A 17510-nucleotide genomic window follows, 5' to 3' on the forward strand; every position below is an offset into this window, starting at 1 on the left:
CTGCCCCAGGAACCGGTTCCATTCCAAACGAACGGTTGTTACGTAGGAGGGGACAAAAGGCGGGGGAGCGCCCTGGCGCGGCGCTCCCCACCTTGCCCGCGCGAACTTCAGCGGACCGAACCGCCGCCCGCCCCCTGCTCGAAGGGCTGGCCCTGTATGTCCACCACCCGGACCTCTCGGTAGCTGCCGGGCACGCGAACGATGGTCCAGGGGCTGGTGATCGCCTGGGTGGTGATTGTGCCGGGGCCGGGGGCCGATAGGGCGACCGTCAGCGTGAGCACGCCGTTCTGGGCGCTCGCCCCGGTGACGCGCACGCTGTAGCCTCCGGTAGACCGCTGACCCAGGAACACGCCGACGACCGTCTCACCGCCCGCGAGGTTGGGGACATTGGGCACGCCCGTCTGCCGCCCATAGGCGACGTTGTACAGGGCGCTCACGCCCGCCTGGGTGGTGGCGACCTGTACGGCGGAGGTGGTCGCGCTGGCGTTCGTTCCGCTGGCAAGGACGGTCAAGTTCAAGCGGCCTCCGGGGGTGGGTGCTGGAGTCGGGGTGAAGTTGCCCGCGCTCGCGGTGACGGTCCGCACGCCGGGCAGCACGTACAGGGCCGTGCGGCGGTACTCCCCTGCGGTGGGCTCCACCGCCAGGGCGGCGTCGGGTACAGTCGCCTCGTTGAGCACGGCGACGGCCAGCGTTCCCTGGTTCAGCAGCGCGGAGCCCAGGGCGGTCGCCTCGGCCTCGGTCAGGTTGCCCGCGCCGCGTAGACCGTTCACCGGGGTCCCGGTCACCCCCCGGCCCGAGGTCGAGTTCAGGCGGGTCCAGGTGCGCCCGTCGGTGTAGTAGATGATCCCCCCCGCCTCGCTGAAGGAGATGTCGAACAGGCCGCGCGTGTCACGCGTCAGCACCAGCTTGGGGGACACGACCGTCGTCGGCACGCGGTACGTCGCCTTCCCGTTCACGCTGAGGGTCCCGGCCACGGCGAGGGGGTCCTGCACCTGCGCCCGCAAGTCCACCGCCTGTCCCCCGAGCTTCACGCCCGTCTGCCCGCCCGACCCCAGGGTGCCGTACACCCACACGATGCGTTCCTGGGTGCCGCCGTACAGCAGCACCTCGTGGACCTTGAGGGTGCCCGGGCCGTTCACCGAGCAGCCCGCGAGAAGACCCGCGCCCAGCAGCGCGGCGGTCAGCGTCTTGTTCATGCGGCCAGCTTAGGGGCGGTCTCTGACGACCGACTGAAGGTGCCCTTGAGCAAACACCCACGCGGGAAAGGTCAGGCCAGGCGTCCCGCCAGCAACTCCCGCGCGTGGCCCAGCGCCGCCTCCGAGGCGTGGCCGCTCAGCATCCGCGCGATCTCCTCCAGGCGTTCCTGGGGGCTCAGCAGCCGCACCCGGCTCACCGTGCGCCCGTCCTCAATCCCCTTTTCCACCTTGTAGTGGTGGTCGGCATGGGCCGCGATCTGCGCGAGGTGGGTCACGACGAGAACCTGCCGCTCGCGGGCCAGACGCCCGAGTTGCCCGGCCACCGCCAGGGCCGCCGCGCCGCCGATCCCCGCGTCCACCTCGTCGAAGACCACGGAGGGGGTGTCGGCCCCCAGCACGGTGCTGATCGCCAGCATCACGCGCGACAGCTCGCCGCCCGAGGCCACGTCCGCCAGGGGACCCAGCGCCTCGCCCGGGTTCGCCGTGAAGTGCAGTGTCACGTCGCTCAGGCCGGAGGGACTGGGGTTCGGCAATGGCGAGAGGCGGAACTCCAGCCGGGCGTGCGGCATCCCCAGCTCGCGCACGACGGCGACGAGGGCCTCGGCGAGCGGCCCCGCCTTCCGGGTCCGGGCCTCGTCGAGGGCCTCCCCGGCCCGCCGCGCCTCGCCCTCCAGGCGGCCCACCTCCGCCTCCAGGGTACCCGCGTCCTGCTCGTCCTGGGTCAGCGCCGCGAGTTCCTCCTCCGCCCCCGCCTGGAAGGCGAGCACGTCCTCCAGTGTCGGCCCGTACTTGGCGCGCAGCTTGCCCAGCGCCGAGAGCCGCGCCTCCACCCGGGCGAGTTCCTCGCCGTCGGGGGCGCTGTCCTCGGCCACGCCGCGCAACTCGCCCACCACGGCCTGCACGCTGTCCAGCGCCTCGCGCAGGTCGCGCTGAAGCTGCGCGCTCGTCTCGTCGTATTTCGCCCCGGCGTTCAGCGCCTTTACCGCATCGGCGATCATCCCCGCCGCGCTCGTCTCGCCGTCCGAGAGCAGTTCCAGCGCCCCCGCCGCCCCCATGGCGATGGTCTCCAGGTTCGACAGCCGGGTGAGTTCCGCCGTCAGCGGCTCCTCCTCGCCGGGCTGGGGACCGACCGACGTGATCTCGCGCACCTGGAAGCTGAGGAGGTCGAGCTGCCGCGCCCGCTCGCGCTCGTTGGTGCGCAGGGTGTCCAGCCGGGCGCGGGCGTCCATCCAGGCGCGGTAGGCCGCCGCGTAGGTCGCCAGTTCGGCCCCCACCTGGCGGTCGAGCAGGGACCGCTGGTTGGCGGGCGTGAGCAGGCTGACCGCGGAATGCTGCCAGTGGATCGTGAGCCTGCCCGCCGCCCACTCTCCCAGCTCGCGCACGCTGACGACCTCGCCGTCCAGCCGGGCGGTGCCGCGTCCCTGGGTGGTGACGCGGCGGCTGGCGCTGCTCTCGTCCCCGCCCTGCTCGCCCCAGAAACCCGTTACCAGCAGGCTGTCCTCGCCCGTGCGGATCAGGTCGGTGTTCGCCCTGGACCCCAGCAGCAGCCCCAGCGCGTCCACGATGATGCTCTTGCCCGCGCCCGTCTCGCCGGTAAAGGCGCTGAAGCCCGGCCCGAACTCCAGCGTCAGGTCGCGGATGGTGGCGAGGTTCCGCACCTCCAGCCGCGCGAGGTGCGGCCCCGCCACGGCCGGGGCAGGCACGGACGGGGACGGCGCAGGGGAGGCGGTGGCGGCGCGGGCCTTGCGGGTCACGCCCCCGAGTGTAGAGCGTTTGCGGCCCGGGGAAGGGGCACGTGGCTCACGGTGAAGCACACGGGAACATGAAATCCACGTCACGTTCTCCCCACGTTCCTGCCTCGGGTGGCTCGCAGAATGGCCCTATGGTCCTCCCGCCTGCCGCGTGGAGTGACGAAAGGAGCACCACATGAACGACAACGACCCAGGCGTGAGGGGCGGCAGCCTGCTGCTGCTCGGCGCGCTGAGCGCCCTGGCCCTGAACGCGCAGGTCCGCCGCCGCCTCATCGAGGGCGGGCGTGACCTCTTCGGCACGGCGCAGGAGACGTTGGACGAGACCGTGAAGCCCGTTCTGTCGAGCTCCGCCAGCCAGGCGGAGCACGGCGCCCATGTTGCCACCCAACGGGGAGCGAAAACGCTCGGCACTCTGGGCAAGAAGGTGCCGGACCGGGCCCAGGCCCTGCTGGATGAGGCGCGGCACGAGGCCAGGGTCGCGGCCCACAAGGGGGCCCAGACGGTGGAAACGTTGCGGGAAGAGGTGCCCAGTCGAGCCCACTCCCTGTTGGAGGGTGCCCAGGAAGCCGCGGGAACAGTGGCGGGTGCGGTCGGTGCCGAGACTGCCGAACTCGCCCAAGAGGTCCAGCAGACGGCCCGGAAGGTCCAGGACCGGGTGGCCCGGCACCACCACGAGGCCGAGCGGAAGCTGGAGCGGCGCCAGCGCCAGGCCCGGCGCGAGGCAAAGAAGGCCCGGAAGGCTAGTCGAGCCCTCGCCTCCCGGGCAGAGGCCGAGGTGGGAGGCTGGCTGCGCGGCGCCGAGGGCAGCTTCGAGAGCCGTCGCCGCGACGCGGAGAGCCTGCTGCACCGCGCTCGCCGGGGCGCCGAGAAGGAATTCCGGGCGCGCCAGCGCGACTGGGACGCCGACAAGCTGGAGCGGGCCATCGCCAAGAAGGTCGCCCCCGTCCAGAAGCAGACCGAGCGTGAACTCGCCCGTCTGGACAAGCAGGCCCGGCGGCAGCGCCGCGCCCTGGAGGCCCAGCGCCGGGCCGAGGGGCGTGGGGGCTTCGGCGGCCTGCTGCTCCTCGCGCTGGTCGGTGTGGGCGCCGTCGTCCTGGCCCGCGTGCCCAGCGCCCGCCACTCCATCCTGAAAGCCGTGGAGTCCGTCAGCCCCGAGGCGGCCGAGCGCCTGCACCGGGCCAGCCGCCAGGCCCGCAACATCGTCGGCACCATGTGGCTGGAGCCCCTGGAGGAGGGACCCCGGCCCGCCCCCGCCGCTCCCGCCCCGGCCGCAGGAACGCAGGCGGGCACGAGTGGCGCGACCTGGGGCTCCTCGCCCGCCCCGGGTGCCCCCGCGGCGAGCCCCACGGCGACGACGGCCCCGGGGACCAGTCCGAATCCCCCGCAGAACCCCGCCAGCAAGTCCAACTGAGCCCCGCACCCATCGGGCCGCCTCCACCCCGGGGCGGCCCTCTTCGTGACGCGCGGTACACTTGGCCCTGATGTCCGCCCCACCCGACGCGCCCCTCGCCCTGATCGGTCACCCGTCCCGCGCCGCCCTGGCCCTCCGCGAGGTCGGCCTGCTCGCCCTGAACGTGCCGGGCGACGACCTCCCCGCCGTGCTGCTTGCCTGCCGGACCCTGCGCTTTGTCGGAGCCCTCGTCCACCCCTCGCGTGAGGCGTCGGTGACGGAGGTCGTGGAGGCTGACCCCGACGCGCGGCGGGCCGGACGGGTGGACGCGGTCGCCTTTACGGGCGGTGCGTCAGGGGGGTCAACTGGCACCTACACCCTGGCCGACGCCCTGCTGGACGCGGTCGAGGCGAGCGGGTACGCGGCGCGCGGGGCGAGTGCCCTGCTCGTCGGCAATGGCCCCGACCTCGCGCAGGCGCTGCCGCTCGTGCGCCTGGGCCTCGGCCAGGTCACGGTGGCCGCCGACAACCTTCCCGAGGCGCAGCGTTTCATCCGCGACCTGCCGGGCAACCTGCGGGTCTATGCCCTGGGCCGCCGCGACCCGGCCCTGCTGTCTCTGGCGGAACGGGCCGACCTGATCGTGCTGACGGGGGGCGCCCTTCCGCCGGGCCTCCTTCAGCCCTACCATACCCTCGCCGACCTTACCGGGCAGGGCAAGGCGGGGACGAGTGGGGCAGCGATCCTCGACCTCTCCGCCCTGCCTGCCCTGCGCCTCTCCCGACAGCTGCTGCACGCGACGGGGCAGCGGTATCGCCCGGAGGATCTGGCGGGACTGGCGGAGGCGCTGGTGTAAAACGCCTGATGCGGAATGAGGAGTTGGGTAAAGAGAGCTTTTTCCCGTTGCACAAGACGGCAAGCTGGCGCTTGCCTCCCCCCTCTGCAAGCAGCTCTACGAGTCCCAGCCTCCCCCGCAAGGGGGGAGGGGCAAAAGAGCTCACCCGGAAGGCAACTTTTCTATTGCCCATCCAGCGTGCAAAGGAGAGGCGCAGGGGCTACTTCCACACCCCACGCCTCTCCTTACCCATGTCTACTGCGTGCTGCGCGGGTCCAGCACGTCCCGCAGACCGTCGCCAAGCAGGTTGAAGCCCAGCACCGTGAGGAAGATGGCGAGGCCGGGAAAGACCATCGTCCAGGGGGCGTCGATGTAGTACTGCCGCGAGTCGCTGATCATGGTGCCCCACTCGGGCAGGGGCGGCTGCGCGCCGATCCCCAGGAAGCCCAGCGCGGCGACCTCGATGGTGGCGGTGGCGATGCTCAGGGCGCCCTGCACGATCAGCGGCGAGAGGCTGTTGGGCAGCACATGCCGGAAGATCATCCGGCCCTGAGTAGCCCCCAGCGCCCCCGCCGCCTGCACGAACTCGCGCTCGCGCACACTGAGCACGACCGCCCGCGCCAGGCGGATGTAAACCGGCACCTGCACGAGCGACACGGCGAGCATGGCAGTCACGAGCTGCGGGCTGTTCAGCGCGAAAAGGCGGTCCATCGCCTGGATCAGCAGGGGCGGCTTGTCCGCCGAGAAGATGCTGGCAAACCCGATGGCGAGCAGGATGGACGGGAAGGCCAGCATGACGTCCGACAGGTAGCCCACCACCGTGTCGAACCACCCGCCGAAGTACCCCGACAGCACGCCCAGCAGCGTGCCCACGACGAGCGCCAGCACCGTGCTGACCACGCCTACCTTGAGGCTGAGCTGCGCGCCGTGCAGCACGCGCGTGGCGACGCTGCGCCCCAGGTTGTCGGTGCCGAAAGGGGCGGCCCAGGCATTGACGGTGCCCGTCGCCGGGTCGCGGTACACGTCCGCCGTGTCCCTGTTCCACAGCGCCTGAACCGAGGGGGGCTTGAGGTTCAGGCGGTAGTTGCGGTCGGTGGTCGGATCGTAGGGATTGATGATTGGAGCCAGCAGCGCCAGCAGCACGAACACGGCCACGATGACCGCGCCGACTTTGCCGGGCGTGGAGCGCCGGAAGCGCCGCCAGAAGATGCTGGGCTGACGCTTGGGGGCCGCCTGGGGAGGGGAGAGGGTGGTCATACGGTCACCTGGCCTAGCGGTACTGGATGCGGGGGTCGAGGGCGGCGTAGCTCAGGTCCACCAGCAGGTTGACCACACTCACGACGAGCGCGGCGAAGATCACCCCGCCCTGGATAATGGGGTAGTCGCGCTGGCTGATCGCGTCGTACACCCACGACCCCAGACCCGGCCAGGAGAAGATCGTTTCGGTCAGCACGGCGCCGCCCAGCAGCGCGCCCGCCTGAAGGCCGATCACGGTGACGACCGGCAGCAGCGCATTCCGCAGGGCGTGCTTGAGGGTCACGGTGCGCCCCGCGAGCCCCTTGGCGCGGGCGGTCCGCACGTAGTCCTGCCCCAGCACCTCCAGCAGGCTGGAGCGGGTGATGCGCGCGATGATCGCCAGCGGAATCGACCCCAGCGCGATGGCGGGCAGGATCAGGTGACGGATGGCGTCCCACGCGGCGGCGGGCTGCCCGCGCAGCAGGGCATCGAGGACGTAGAAGCCGGTGAGGGGTTGCAGTGTCGTCTCGTTGCCCAGCCGCGCTGAGGGCGGGAGCCAGCCCAGCCGCACCGCGAAGAAATACGAGAGCAGCAGCCCCAGCCAGAAGATCGGCATACTCACGCCCACCAGGCTGATCGTGGTGGCGAGGTTGTCCCACGCGCTGTTGCGCCGAAGCGCCGCGACGACCCCGGCGGGCAGGCCGATCAGCAGGGCAAACAGCAGCGCCGCCACGGCGAGTTCCGCCGTCGCGGGGAAGCGGGCGGCCAACTCGTCGCGCACCGGGATGTTGCTCTTGATCCCGCTGCCCAAATTGCCCTGCACCAGCTGGCCGACATACTTCGGGAACTGCGCGTCGAACAGGTGGGCGGGGTCCTTGTAGTTGATGAACCAGGGCTTGTTCAGCCCAAGTTGCTCGCGCAGGGCGGCAGCGGCCTCGGGGGTGGCGCGCTCCCCCAGCATGGCGACGGCCGGGTCGCCGGGAATCGAGCGCACAAAGGCGAACACCACCACGCTGATTCCAATCATCACCAGCAGGGTCCGCAGCAGGCGGCGGATCAGGTAACTGCCCAAAGCTCGGCTCTCCTTCTCTTGATCAAGGGCACGCGGGGCGGGCCATGCCTCTCGCCCGTCCCGCGTGCCTGCCTGTGGTCAGGGGCGCGGCGCCCCTGACCCCGGCTTACTTTTTGCCCACCAGGCTGATGTTGTTGAAGGCCTCGCTGCCCAGGGGGCTGGGCACCCAGCCCTTGACGTAGGTGCGGGCCGCCGCCAGCGGGTTGCTGTGCACCACCGGAATGCGGTAGTTCGCCTTGTAGGTGATGTCGTGGATCTGGGCGTAAGCCTTCGCCTTGTCCGCCTGGCTGACCGCCGCGCGGCCCTGCTCCAGCAGCTTCTCGAGCTGCGCAGGGTTCCAGTTGATGTCGTCGGAGGCCGTGGGGCCGTAGTAGGCGCTGTAGAAGTTGTCAGGATCGCCGTAGTCGCCCGTCCAGCCGATCATGTACATGTCGAAGCCGGGTTCCTTGTTGCGGTCGTCCAGGTACTTGGCCCAGTCCTCGGTCTTGAGGTTGACCTTGATGCCGATGGCCGAGAGGTCGGCGGCCATCGCCTCGGCGATGGGCTTGGGCGACGGGAAGTACGGACGGCTGACCGGCATGTACCACAGGTCCAGCGTGAAGCCGTTGGGGTACCCCGCCTCAGCGAGCAGTTTCTTGGCCGCCTGGGGATCGAACTTGTAGTCGGCCGGGACGTTCTTGGAGTTCGCCCAGGCGAGCACCGGGGGCAGGAAGCTGGCGCTGCTGATGCCCAGCCCCGGCCAGAAGGCCTCCACGATGGCGTCCTTGTTGATCGCCATGGAAATAGCCTGGCGCACCTTGTCGTTCTTGAGGTACTGATTGCGGTTATTCAGGCTGAGGAAGCCCACGTTGAAGGAGGGGCGCTTAACCGCCACAAGGTTCTTGTCCGCCTGCACGCTCTTGAGGCTGTCGGGCGTCAGGTCGTTGGCGAAGTCGATGGTCCCGGCCTTGAGCTCGTTCAGGCGCTGGCTGGCGTCCTTGATGGAGCGGACGACCAGGCTGTCCACCTTGGGCTTGGCGCCCCAGTACGCCTTGTTGGGCGTCAGGGTGATGCGGTCCCCGGTGCGCCACGACTGGAAGATGAAGGGTCCGGTGCCGACCGGCTTGCTCGCTGGCGTGCCGTACTTCGCCCCCTGCTGGCGAATGGCGGTGGGGCTGGCGATCCCGAAGTAGCCAGCGCCAATCACGCTGGGGAACACCGTGGAGGGCTTGTTCAGGTCAAAACGCACCGTGGAGTCGTTCACCTTGGTGACGCTCTTGAGCACGGAGGTCGCGTCGCCCTTGTAGCCGCCCATGAGCTGGCCCCAGATCTCGTAGGTGCGGCCCTGGTTGCGGAAGCCGAAGGCGTTGTTCTTGTCCCACCAGCGGTTCACGTTGAACACCACCGCGTCGGCGTTGAAGGGCGTGCCGTCGTGGAACTTCACGTTCTTGCGCAGGGTGAAGGTCCACTGGGTCGCATTCGCGTTGGCCTTCCAACTCGTCGCCAGGCCGGGAATGGGGTCGGTGGTGCCGTCCTTGAAGTCCACCAGCGTGTCGTAAATCTGACGCTGCACGGCGATGCTGATGCCGTCGGTGATGTTGCCCGGCTCCAGGCTGACGGGGTCCCCGTTGTTGCCGAAGACGAGCGTGGCGGCTCCGGCGCTGGGCAGGGTGGCGAGCAGGGCGGTCAGGAGCAGTTTCTTCATGTGGCCTCCAGGTGCTGCGTCAGGCCGCGTCCCCCCGCTTGGGCAGCGGACGGGAGGGCGGCGAGCAGCGGGATCGAGCGCAAGTGCGCTCAGCGTAGGGGGGGGCGGGAACAGTGTCAAGGGAAGGTGAACCGGGCGGGGGGGCGCGGACCTGGCAAAGGGCAAGAAAGCCCTGCCCACGCCGCCTCACGGCCCCGGCGTGAGTTCGCCCAACGCGGCCTGCGGCTCGTCCGGGCCGATACTCACCCGGCGCTCGTCGCGCGGCTCGTTCGCCCCGCCGTAGATGCCGTCGCCGTCGCGGTCGCGGCCCCCGATCACGCTGAAGGTCCCGTCGGGCAGGTAGGCAGTGAAGCGGCCCAGCGCGTCGAGGGTGGGCTGAAAGGCCGAGCCCCGGTTGCCCTGCACGCGCAGCCCCAGCGTGTTGCTGACGGTCAGGTTGCCCAGTGCCGCCGCCGGGTTAATCATGCCGTAGCCGAACGCCTCGTCGCGCCCGGCCTCGCCCAGATCGGTGGTGGTCGCCACCATGCGCGCCAGCGTGTCGTCCCGCCCCTTGGTGACGCCCTTGCTGAGCAGCAGGGCCGCGAGCGCGCTGACCTGCGGGGTGGCCTGGCTGGTGCCCGCGTAGCTGTAGTAGGTGGGCTGATCTTTGGCGTAGTCCCAGTCGGTCGAGAGGATCACGTCGGGGTAGGGTTTGCCGTTCAGGCTGCCCCCATTGTAGAAGGTGGCCTCCCGCGAAACGTCCACGCCACCCGGTGCCGAGAGCATGACCTGCGGGTAGCTGTTGCTGTACTCAGCGTGAACGGGAGCGCTCGCCCCCGAGAGGGTGACTGAGGCGACCGCCACCGCCCCCTCGCAGGCTGCCGGGTAGTAGGGCTCGCTGCCGTAGCCGTTGCCCGCCGCCGCCACCACGAGGGCGCCCCGCGCGGTCACCTCGGCCACCGCGCCGCACAGGGGCCGCGCTTCCTCGGCCGACACCGGCCCCCCCAGGCTGAGGTTGATCACCGCCGCAGGATGGGGGCTGGTGTACGTCTTTCCCCCCAGCGTGACCGTGAGGCCCGCCGCGTAGCGCACTGCGTTCACGACATCCGCGGTCGTCGCATTGTCCGCCGTGTCGATCACCCGGATGGGCAGCACTTTGACGGACGCCCGGTACGCCGCCCCCACCACGCCGCTCGTGCTGCACGACCCGCAACCCGCGTACGGCGCGATCTTGCCCCAGCGCGCGGCGATGATCCCCGTCACGTGGGTGCCGTGGCTGCCGGTGCTCCGGCCCGGGGTGTCGGGATCGGTGGGATCGGTGTCGGGGCCATTGCCGTCCCCGTTGCTGCTGCTCGTCACGACGTCCAGCGCGCCCTCGCCCGGCCCGTAGAGCACCCCCTGAAGGTCGGGGTGGTCGAAGCGGACCCCCGTGTCGATCACCGCCACCGTGACCGGTCGGGTGTACCCCCCGGCCTCCATGTCGCGCCAGACCGCCCCGTACCCCAGCAGCTTGTAGGCCCACTGGAGGCCCGCGTACTGGTCGGTGGGCACCACGGGCTGGCCCAGCCCCTGCGCGTGCAGCACGGCATTGGGCACCGCATATTCCACGTTGGGGTCGGCTTGCAGGCTCCGCAGTGCCCCCGCCACGTCCGCCGTTTCCAGCAGCACGGCCCGGCTGCCCAGATCCCGCCGCTCGCCGCGCGGAACGTCCAGCCGCGTCAGCGTGCCCCGGGTCACGTCCTGGGCCGCCTCGCTCAGGGTGGTCACCGGGACTGCCCGGCCCAGTGCGACGGCCTGCGCCGCCGCCGAGCGGTACTTCACGATAACGCCGCGAGCTTCCCCGGCACTCTGCGTCCCCAGGCGGCCCTCCGGCTCCACATCGGTCGCCTGCACGCTGGCCGCGTCCATCACCCGCCCGGTAACCGTGTACTGGTCCGCGGTGACCGTCCAGACCGTGCGGCCACTCGCCGAGCCGTTCTTCCAGACGACCGTCACCTCACCGCTCAGCCGGGGCTGATCCGCCGAGACCGGCGTTCCCCGCGACCGGTCCGCTGTGAAGTTCACGCTCACGTCGCCTTTTCCGGAGGAAGGCGAGACGCTCAGCCAGTCGGGCACCTTCTCGATGCTCCATGACCCGCCGAAGGACTGCGACGCCGAGGTGCTCAGCGCCCTCCCCAGCGCGACCGTCTGGGGGGTGACGGGCTCGGGAGTCTGTGTGCAGGCGGACAGCAGCGCTGCCGTGAGCAGGGCGGAAAGTCTTTTCATGTAGATCTCAGCATGCCTCATCGAAAATGAAGGTGCATGAACGCTCTGGCGACGTCAGAATGGGGCGTGCCCAGCGGACGTATTCACAATCTCATCAATATCGCTGCCTACAGCGTCCTCGCTACCGGAGTGCTGCTTGCCACCCGGCAGAGCCTCCTCACCGTCACGCCCGCGCAGGCCCTGAACTTCAGCCTGGGCTTTTTCGCGGGCACCTTCCTCCTCTCGCCTGACCTCGACCTCGCCGAGGGCCGGGTGGACAGCAAGCGGCGCTGGGGCGTGCTGGGGGTGCTGTGGGTGCCCTACGGCATGCTCTTCAGCCACCGCGGCCTCTCGCACACCTGGCTGATCGGCCCGCTCACCCGGCTGGCGTACCTCGCTGTCATTGTGGGCCTCGTCGTCGGCCTGCTGCGCTTCGTGTGGCCGAACATGCCGCTCCCGACCATCCCGCAACCCCTCAGCCTGAAGGTGCTGCTGCCCCTCTTGAGCGGCTACTACCTCAGCCAGTGGCTCCACCTCATCGCCGACGGCGTGCGGCCCGACCATGGAATGCGCCACGCGCGGCGGAAGGTGCGGGGCCGGGCCTGAGGGGCGCCGGTCAGGCCTGGAAGGTCAGGGCGCGCAGCAGGAACCGGAACAGGGCGGCGGCGACCGCCAACGCCGGGAGGACGATGCCCCTCACCACGTTGAAGGCTTCCTGTGCCTGCCGCACCCGGGTGGCGACCCCCACGCAGATGTCGCGGGCGGCCTTCAGCCCCACAGCGCGCACCTCCCGGGCCGACACCCCCGCCCCCGCACAGTCCTGGAAGGTCACGCAGGTCTCCCCGAGACGTGCGGCCAGCGCCTCGGGGCTCAGCGTGTCTCCTTCCACAGACTTCACGAACCCGAACGCCGTGCCGCCCAGCACCCGCACCGTCTCGCCCCCGACCTGAAAGGACGGCGCGCAGGAGGGCGGCGGCAGGCCCACGAGCAGACCCACCTGAATGAGCATTCAGGGGGACTTCTGGGATGAGGTGCAAATCTGTGGAACCGGGCCTATCCCGCCCGCGTCTGGAACACCATCACGTCGCTCGTTTCCGTCAGCGGCCCACCCTGGAAGCTTCCCGTCACGCGCGGCGGCTCGAAGCCCGCGCAGCGCAGCAGCCACTCCATTTCAAAGCGGGTGTAGTACCGCTGGGTGAGGGTATAGTGCCGCCGCCGCAGCGTGCCGTCCGGCGCCGTGGTGTCGGCGTAATACTCGGTCGTCACGTGCTGCCGGACCCGGTCGTGCCGCTGTACCAGAAAGACGTCGGTGCGAGAGCCGTCCGGGGCGTGGAAGGTCTCGCCCTCGTGCCGCAGCGTGTTCATCTCGCCGTATCGGGGCACGTACAGGTCGAACATGAACTGCCCGCCCGGCTCTAGGTGTGCCCGGAGGTTCTCCAGAGCGGCCAGTTGCTCGCCCGGCGTGTACAGGTGCATCAGCGAGTTGAAGGGGGCGATGATCAGGGGGAAGCGCTCCTCCAGCCGGAAGGTGCCCGCCTCCCCCTGCACGAACTCCAGCGTCAGGCCACTCTCCCGCGCCCGTGCCCGCCCCCGCTCGATCATCCGCGCGCTTGGCTCCAGCCCCACCACCCGCACGCCCCGGCGCGCCAGGAAGGCCGTCACGCGGCCCGTCCCCGCCCCCACCTCCAGCACCGGCCCACCGGCCCGCTCGGCCACGCCCGCGTAGAAGTGCAGGTCGTCGCGGTAGATGTCGTACTGGTGGTCGTAGAGGTCGGCGAAGTCGTCGTAGTTCACGGGGAAGAGGGTACGGGGAAAGTGGGAACCCCGTGCAAGCGGGCTGCACGTTGGCGCAGGGCGAGTCAGACGGGCAAGGTCTTGACCTGCAACCCTTTTCGGGGTCGGTCCTGCCGCAACCACTCCAGCACGTCTCCCGCCCACTCCTCGGGACTGCTGGAGGAGGGGTCGATCACGAGATCCCCCTCCCCGTGGGCATACACCTTGTCGTAGGCCCAGCGGGCCAGACCCCGCGGCCTTCCGGCCCGGGTGGCTTCCCGCTCGGCCTCCCAGGCTTCGCAGGCCTCCAGGGGCGGTTTGAGCGTGATCAGGAGAGGGTGAAAGGGCTGCCACAACCGCGCCGCCTCCTCGACCCAGGAGCGTTCCAGGAACAGCACGTCCACGAGCACATTGTTGCCGGAGGTCAACAACCCCGCGACCGCGTGGTGCAGCCCGGACACCACCTGCTGGCCCACCGGACCCAGCCCAAGCCCGGTCACGGGTGGAGCGGCGCCGTCCGCCGTCTCGTACCACGCTCCCTCCTTCTCCTGCGTCTGAAAAGGAAAGTAACGGAGCGGCATGGTCATCCACAGCAGGTCGTAGCCCAGCAGCAGGTACGGCTCTTCCAGCCAGCTTTGCAGGGTGCGGCAGAAGGTGCTCTTGCCCGCGCTGGACGTTCCATTCACGACGATCAATCGTCCCGGGCTCACAAGGGCACCACCACGGACTTGCCTGCACTCTGCGCCATACATGATGGTATCGTGCTGGCCGCCTGCCCAGAAACCTTGAAGGCTGGGGCGGAACCTGGGGATGGGCCTGCGGTTTCGCGCCGTGTGAATCAGTGACTTCCCCGGCCCTTCCCCGCCCCGTACCGCTCCACGAACGCCCCCCGCCCCATCACGCTTAACCTGGGCTCGGGTGCCTGAGAAGCGCTGCCGTAAGCCCGGCGCAGCACGCTCGCCCACAGGCGCAGGCGTTGAGTCGTTGCAGGAGAGAGGTTCTGCGTCTCGAAGCCCAGCGTGGCGAGGAGGGGGGACAGGGCGCTCAGGCAGAAGACGACCCGCGCATCCCGCAACTCGGGTCGCGTCTGGAGGTCCCGCGCCACGTCCCGCAGGTCCTCCCGGGCGAGGCGCAGGCTGCGGCGCAGGCCCAGGTCCACCAGCAGCGGATTGTTGACGTGGAACTCGGCGGAGGGGGTGCCCTTGCGGATGGGGGTGCCGTCGGCCAGCGTCACGCCCTCCAGGGGGAACCGCACCGGCCCCACCCGGAAGAGGTTGTCCGCGTGCCCCCCGGCGGGCCGGGTGTTGCCCAGCCGGTCGAACACCTGGTCGAGACTCCCCATCAGGCGCCTTGGCAGGTCCCTGAGGGTCAGCGGCCGTGCGCCGTCCAACTCCCCCAGCGGCACGAGCGCGTGGCCCCGGCCCCGCAGGTCCTCAAGCAGGCCGGGCAGCATCGGCACCGTGATTCGGGCCCCCGGCCCCGCGTCGTGCAGCACCACGACAGCACCGGGGTGGGCGAGCGCGTTCACCCTCTGCCGCACCGATTCGGGGGTGGAGGCCGGGTGCCAGTCGCGCCCCTCGATGTCCCAGTGCGCGCCCGTCACCCCTGCCGCGCGCTGGCCGAGCAGCGTGGCGAGGGTATAGGCGCCATGTGGGGGCCGGTGCAGGCGGGTGGGTCGTCCGGTCACCGCCGAAATACGCCGCGCCGCTCTCAAGGGGTCGAAGAAGGTCCCCCACGGAGTCCGTATCCAGGCGTGGAGGTGGCGGTCCGCATGCGCCTCCACCTCATGTCCTTCCGCGAGCATCCGCCCGATCAGGTCGGGGTGCGCCTCCGCCCGGTGTGCAAGGACGAAGAAGGTGGCGCGGCCCCCGACCTCCCGCAAGGCGTCCAGCACGGCCGGAGTGGTCTCCGGGTCCGGCCCGTCGTCGAAGGTGAGGGCGAGGGCCTTCCGGGTCTGACGTCCCTCCCGGATCACTCCCAGGCCCAACCGCTGTGCGAGCAGGTAGGGGAGGCCAACGTAGCCCAGCAGCGCCAGGGCGACCCAGCCCCGCCGCCTCATTCCCGCCCCAGCCTCTGGAGCAGGGCAGCCACCACCCGGTCGGCCGCGTCGGGCATCCCAAGGCGCCGGGCGGCACAACCCATTCGCGCCCGCTCGTCCGGGTCCAGGGCACGCAGCACGGCACCGCGCACGTCCCGCCGCTCCCGCGCCCACATGGCCGCCCCGTGGCGCACCAGCAGGTCAGCGTTGTACTCCTCCTGCCCCGGAATGGGCTCGTGAACCACCAGCGGAATGCCCAGCGTGGTCGCCTCGGCCACCGTCAGCCCGCCCGCCTTGCCCACCACGAGGTCGGAGGCAGCGAGCAGTTCGGGAAAGTCGGTGGTAAAGCCCAGGTGATGGATCGTCGCGCCGCCCACCCGCTCGACCCCGTGCCCGTCCGCCCCGGCCAGCACGAGGACCTGCACGCGCTGGCCCAGGTTCGACAGCTCCGCCAGCACCGTCCCCAGTCCCCGGAACGTGCCCGTCCCCCCACCCGAGATCAGGATCAGCGGCACGTCGGGGTCCAGGCCATGCTGCAGGCGCAGTGCCCGGCGGTCCGCCCCCATTAACCTGCGAAAGGCGGGCGCGATGGGAATGCCGGTCACGACCACCCTGTCCGGCTCCAGGCCGCGCTCCAGCATCTGCTCCGCCGTCTCCGGCGAGGCGACCATCACCAGATCGGCCTCGTGGCGGATCCAGTGGCGGTGGACCCGGTAGTCGGTGACGATCAGGGCGTTGAGAAACGGCTGCCCGGTGCGTCGGCGAACCGTGCCCGCCAGCGCGGTCGGCGCCCAGTAGCTGCTGACGACCACGTCTGGCTGGCTGCGCTCCAGGTCCACCCGCATCCCGGGCAGCCCCACCCACGAGAAGGCGCTGCTGATGAAGTTGACCGGGTGGTCAAGGTCCGTGAATTGGTAGAAGCCCTTGTACAGCCAGGGGGCGTACCGCAACTCGAAGGCATAGAGATCCACGGTCAGGCGCCGCTCAACCGGCCCCAGATACGTCACCGCGTCGCCTTGATGGTCCTCGAAGGCCACCCCCCGAGCCTGGAGTGCCTGCTGCACCGCGAGCTGCGCCTGGTGATGCCCCGACCCGATAGAGGCCGAGACGAACAGCGTCCGCAGGGGAGCCGCCTGCCCGCCTGTATCCTCCCTCACGCCCGCCTCAGCAGCCACAGTCCGGCTCCCGCAAAGACCACGTTCGCCAGCCAGACGCCGACCTCGGGGAGACCCGGCAGCGCTCCCGACAACGTCAGCCCCACGAAGAAGACGAGGTAATACGCGACCGCGATCATGAGCGCGATGCCCAGCGAAACCCCCAATGTCCGCCCGTACCGCAGCGCGAAGGGCAGCGCGGCAAGGGCCAGCACCAGATTGCCGAAGGGGAGCGCCAGCTTGCGGTTCAGATTGACCCGGGCGTCCTGCCGCTCGCTGGCCTCCACCGCCGGATCGTTCAGCTTGCCCACGAGCTCCGGCCACCCCTCACTGTCCGCCCCGATGGCGTCGGCATACTGCGCGAGGGTCTGCTTGCGAGAGAGGCCGGTGTCAAGGTTCAGGGTGCTGGAGCTGTCCTCGGGAATCACCACGTTGGGAAAGACCTCCTGCACGGCCGAGAGGAAGGCGGCGGGATTATCCCGCACCCCGGCGAGCTGGGCGGCGGCGGCGTAGTCCACCGTGTACACCTGGTACCCCCGCAACGTGAGCTGGTTGTTCTCGAACGTCCCGCGGTCCGCGAAGATCACCGTCGCCCGCCTCGGATTGTCCGCCGCCCAACGCTCCACTCGCACGCTCCGGAGTTCGCGGGAAGGAGCGTGGTACCCCCCCAGCGACAGGGTGAGGTTCCCCCCCAGGTCCACTGTCTTCCCAACGAGCTGCGAGAGCCCCGCTCCCGTCAGCACGTCCCAATACAGGCCGCGCGTCTCCACGTTCGCGCGGGGGGCGACCCACAGGCTCAACCACACGGCGAGGGCCGTCACGAGCGCCGCGACCACCGCCACGGGCCGCGCCACCTGCCCCAGCCTCACCCCACCGGATTGAACCGCCACGAGTTCGCGCTCGGTGGCGAGGCGACCGAAGGCCACCACCGTCATCAGCACGACCGCCATCGGCAGCACCTTCACCAGCGTGTCGGGCACCTGATACCCGATCCACTGCCCGATCAGACTGACCGGCACCCCCCGCAGCCACTGGCTGGAGATGAAGAAGTACCCGAAGCTGAGGATCGCGGTGAAGAGCAGCGTCCCCGCGACGAGGGGCGGCAGCAGTTCCCGGGTGACGTAACGGGTGAGGCGGGTCAACGGAAGAATCCTCCACAGG

15 protein-coding genes are annotated in these 17510 nt (G+C 70.3%); 3 read left to right on the plus strand and 12 right to left on the minus strand.

Annotated elements, in window-relative coordinates; translation table 11 throughout:
- Positions 1-107 precede the first annotated feature (107 nt).
- Together F784_RS0104955 and recN are read right to left on the minus strand one after the other, a co-directional pair.
- Complete coding sequence (locus tag F784_RS0104955) at positions 108-1196, minus strand: protease complex subunit PrcB family protein (protein WP_019585604.1); 1089 nt, start codon at positions 1194-1196, stop codon at positions 108-110.
- Positions 1197-1267: 71 nt separating this feature from the next.
- Positions 1268-2950 (minus strand): DNA repair protein RecN, encoded by a 1683-nt coding sequence (gene recN / locus F784_RS0104960; RefSeq protein ID WP_019585605.1) that lies wholly within the window; start codon positions 2948-2950, stop codon positions 1268-1270.
- A gap of 172 nt (positions 2951-3122) precedes the next feature.
- Here recN and F784_RS22345 point away from each other — a divergent pair, with 172 nt between their 5' ends.
- Positions 3123-4358, plus strand: coding sequence for a hypothetical protein (locus F784_RS22345; RefSeq protein WP_019585606.1), 1236 nt, complete (start codon positions 3123-3125; stop codon positions 4356-4358).
- A 70-nt stretch (positions 4359-4428) separates the two neighbouring features.
- Positions 4429-5190: a hypothetical protein gene (locus tag F784_RS0104970; protein WP_019585607.1), complete on the plus strand. Its 762-nt coding sequence runs from the start codon at positions 4429-4431 to the stop codon at positions 5188-5190.
- Between the two features lie 234 nt (positions 5191-5424).
- Here the strand turns inward: F784_RS0104970 and F784_RS0104975 are convergent, their stop codons facing one another.
- The 4 genes from F784_RS0104975 to F784_RS0104990 all read right to left on the minus strand — a co-directional run bounded on the left by F784_RS0104975 (position 5425) and on the right by F784_RS0104990 (position 11405).
- On the minus strand, positions 5425-6426 hold the full coding sequence (locus F784_RS0104975) for an ABC transporter permease (RefSeq protein WP_019585608.1): 1002 nt from the start codon (positions 6424-6426) through the stop codon (positions 5425-5427).
- Positions 6427-6439: 13 nt separating this feature from the next.
- Positions 6440-7477 carry an ABC transporter permease gene (locus tag F784_RS0104980; protein WP_019585609.1) on the minus strand — a complete coding sequence of 346 codons (1038 nt, stop codon included), beginning with the start codon at positions 7475-7477 and terminating at the stop codon, positions 6440-6442.
- A 106-nt stretch (positions 7478-7583) separates the two neighbouring features.
- On the minus strand, positions 7584-9161 hold the full coding sequence (locus F784_RS0104985; RefSeq protein WP_019585610.1) for an ABC transporter substrate-binding protein: 1578 nt from the start codon (positions 9159-9161) through the stop codon (positions 7584-7586).
- A gap of 186 nt (positions 9162-9347) precedes the next feature.
- A complete protein-coding gene (locus F784_RS0104990; RefSeq protein WP_019585611.1) occupies positions 9348-11405 on the minus strand; it encodes a S8 family serine peptidase in 2058 nt (685 codons plus the stop codon).
- Between the two features lie 36 nt (positions 11406-11441).
- Here F784_RS0104990 and F784_RS0104995 point away from each other — a divergent pair, with 36 nt between their 5' ends.
- Positions 11442-11990 carry a metal-binding protein gene (locus F784_RS0104995; RefSeq protein WP_019585612.1) on the plus strand — a complete coding sequence of 183 codons (549 nt, stop codon included), beginning with the start codon at positions 11442-11444 and terminating at the stop codon, positions 11988-11990.
- 10 nt (positions 11991-12000) lie between these two features.
- Here F784_RS0104995 and F784_RS0105000 read toward each other — a convergent pair whose 3' ends face one another.
- The 6 genes from F784_RS0105000 to F784_RS0105025 all read right to left on the minus strand — a co-directional run bounded on the left by F784_RS0105000 (position 12001) and on the right by F784_RS0105025 (position 17491).
- On the minus strand, positions 12001-12393 hold the full coding sequence (locus F784_RS0105000) for a hypothetical protein (RefSeq protein ID WP_019585613.1): 393 nt from the start codon (positions 12391-12393) through the stop codon (positions 12001-12003).
- 44 nt (positions 12394-12437) lie between these two features.
- Positions 12438-13178: a class I SAM-dependent methyltransferase gene (locus F784_RS0105005; protein WP_019585614.1), complete on the minus strand. Its 741-nt coding sequence runs from the start codon at positions 13176-13178 to the stop codon at positions 12438-12440.
- Between the two features lie 65 nt (positions 13179-13243).
- Positions 13244-13852: a phosphotransferase-like protein gene (locus F784_RS0105010; RefSeq protein ID WP_019585615.1), complete on the minus strand. Its 609-nt coding sequence runs from the start codon at positions 13850-13852 to the stop codon at positions 13244-13246.
- A gap of 143 nt (positions 13853-13995) precedes the next feature.
- The gene (locus F784_RS0105015) at positions 13996-15216 is read right to left on the minus strand and encodes a polysaccharide deacetylase family protein (protein ID WP_019585616.1); all 1221 of its coding nucleotides are present in this window, start codon (positions 15214-15216) and stop codon (positions 13996-13998) included.
- Entirely contained in the window at positions 15213-16352 is a 1140-nt protein-coding gene (locus tag F784_RS0105020) for an MGDG synthase family glycosyltransferase (protein WP_026332280.1), read from the minus strand. The genes F784_RS0105015 and F784_RS0105020 overlap by 4 nt, the downstream gene beginning before the upstream one ends.
- A complete protein-coding gene (locus F784_RS0105025) occupies positions 16349-17491 on the minus strand; it encodes an LptF/LptG family permease (protein ID WP_019585618.1) in 1143 nt (380 codons plus the stop codon). Before F784_RS0105025 ends, F784_RS0105020 begins: the two co-directional genes overlap by 4 nt.
- Positions 17492-17510 lie beyond the last annotated feature (19 nt).

This window comes from Deinococcus apachensis DSM 19763 (genome assembly GCF_000381345.1).
Classification (GTDB): domain Bacteria; phylum Deinococcota; class Deinococci; order Deinococcales; family Deinococcaceae; genus Deinococcus; species Deinococcus apachensis.